Below are 569 nucleotides of genomic sequence, written 5' to 3'. Positions count from 1 at the left end.
CATGGAGCTCGGCCTCATCGGTCTCGGCAAGATGGGCGGCAACATGCGCGAGCGCATCCGCCGCGCCGGCCACACCGTCATCGGTTTCGACCGCAACCCGGAACTCGCCGACGTCGAAAGCCTCGAGGAGCTCGTCAGCAAGCTGCAGGCGCCGCGCGTGGTGTGGGTGATGGTCCCGGCCGGCGGGCCGACCCAGGAGACCGTCGAGCAGCTCGGCGAGCTGCTGGCCCCCGGTGACGTGGTCGTCGACGGCGGCAACTCCCGCTGGACGGACGACATCAAGCACGCCGAGCTGCTGGCGGCCAAGGGCATCGGCTTCGTCGACTGCGGCGTCTCCGGCGGCGTCTGGGGCCTGGAGAACGGCTACGCGCTGATGTACGGCGGCGAGGCCGAGCACGTCGCCGAGGTCCGGCCGGTCTTCGACGCGCTCAAGCCCGAGGGCGACTTCGGCGCCGTGCACGCCGGCAAGGTCGGCGCCGGCCACTTCGCGAAGATGGTCCACAACGGCATCGAGTACGCGATGATGCAGGCCTTCGCCGAGGGCTGGGAGCTGCTGGAGGCGGCCCCCG

At 71.4% G+C, this 569-nt stretch carries 1 protein-coding gene; it reads left to right on the top strand.

The window, feature by feature from the left end; translation table 11 throughout:
• Position 1 precedes the first annotated feature (1 nt).
• Positions 2–569, top strand: a 568-nt coding sequence (locus tag AA75_RS06705; RefSeq protein WP_033818860.1) for an NADP-dependent phosphogluconate dehydrogenase, incomplete at its 3' end; no start/stop codon positions are given.

The sequence above is a fragment of the Kitasatospora sp. MBT63 genome (assembly GCF_000710465.2).
Lineage (GTDB): Bacteria > Actinomycetota > Actinomycetes > Streptomycetales > Streptomycetaceae > Kitasatospora.
The sequence above is the reverse complement of the archived record's forward strand: the minus strand, read 5'-3'. Positions and strand labels throughout refer to the sequence as shown.